Origin of the sequence: Dactylosporangium sucinum (genome assembly GCF_014647515.1) — a bacterium.
Lineage (GTDB): Bacteria > Actinomycetota > Actinomycetes > Mycobacteriales > Micromonosporaceae > Dactylosporangium > Dactylosporangium sucinum.
Genome location: NZ_BMPI01000180.1, coordinates 1 through 1,510 on the forward strand (window position 1 = coordinate 1; position 1,510 = coordinate 1,510).

General features: G+C 70.7%; 1 protein-coding gene. It reads right to left on the reverse strand.

Features of this window, described 5'->3' with window-relative positions; translation table 11 throughout:
• Positions 1-1,405: ThuA domain-containing protein (locus IEZ31_RS55670; protein ID WP_190258275.1), on the reverse strand; the 1,405-nt coding region annotated here is incomplete at its 3' end.
• Positions 1,406-1,510: the final 105 nt, after the last annotated feature.

A 1,510-nucleotide genomic window follows, 5' to 3' on the forward strand; every position in this document is an offset into this window, starting at 1 on the left:
GCAGGTCGTAGTCGCGGGTGTTGAAGGCGGTGTTCTCGCCGCCGGCGCCGGCGTGGCGGACCACGATCCGGCCGACGGACTGGGCCGAGCCGAGGTCGACCCGCCACCACTTGGTGGTGCCGAGCGAGCACCACTTGTCGGCGTTGCCGCCGTTGACGGTGCCGTTCACGGCCTTGGCCGGTCCCTCGGTCGACGCGCACTGGCTGTCGGCGGTGGCCGTCTTGTTCAGCGCGAGGTTCGTCGCCGGCGGCGGTGCCGAGGTGAACGCGAAGTCGTCCACGTCGAACAGGCCGCCGCTGCCGGTACCGTTGAACACCAGGAACAGCGATCCCGATCCGGCGGACAGCGCGGTGCTGACGTCGACGAAGTTACCGTAGCCGCCGGTGTTCGACACGGTCAGCGTGCCGAGGACCGGGCCGGTCTGCGAGCCCGACCGGACCTGGATCGTGCCGCCGGTGCCGCCCGACGCGACCCGTGCGGTGATCCCGGTCTTGCCGGAGACGTTGACCGACGCGTAGCCGACCCAGTCGCCGTTGTCGATGTAGCCGACGCGGTTGCCGCCGTGGGCGTTGCCGTCGCCGACGATCTGCACGCCGGACTGCGAGCTGAACGACTCGGCCTCGATCCGGCCGGTCGGCGGGGTCGGCCCGACCGAGCAGTCCGCCGCCACCTTGCCGCCGGCGTAGCGGATCGCGCCGAGCAGGTGCGCGCGGAACGCGGCGTCGGCGTACGACTCCTGGGTGTGGCCGCCGCCGGTGTAGAACGACCGCCCGCTCTGGATCGTCTTGCACCAGACGAACGGGTGGTCGGCGCCCATGGTGCCCCCGCTGTACGTCGACTCGTCGAGCGTCGCCAGGACGTGGGCCGTGGACCGGGGGTTGGTGCGGTAGTTGTAGAGCTCGTCGGTGCGCACCCAGGTCGCGCCGAGGTGGGCCGTGGCCGGGTGGGTCCGGTCCTCCACCTTCATCGTGACCTGCTGGATCGCCGGGTGCGACGAGAACCAGGCGCCCATGAGCTCGCCGTAGAACGGCCAGTCGTACTCGGTGTCGGCCGCGGCGTGGATGCCCACGTAGCCGCCGCCGCCCCGGATGTAGGACTCGAACGCCGTCTGCTGGGCCGCGTTGAGCACGTCGCCGGTGGTGCTCAGGAACACCACCGCCTCGTACTGCGCGAGGTTCGCCGTCGTGAACGCGTTCGCGTCCTCGGTGGCGGTGACCGTGAACCCGTTGGCCGCGCCGAGCTGCTGGATGGCCGTGATGCCGGCCGGGATGGAGTCGTGGCGGAAGCCCGCCGTCTTGGAGAACACGAGCACGTCGAAGGCGGTGTCGGCGGAGGCCGCCGGGGCGTGGGCGCCCACGAGCAGCGCCGCGGTGACCGCCGCGACGGCGAGAAGTTTGCGTCTCATCACCATGGTCCTTTAGGAGGCGAACGCTTCGAACTCGTAGATACGGGCGGCGGTGTCGCTGTTGTTGGTCGGCGCGATGATGTTGATCCGCAGGTACCGCGCCTG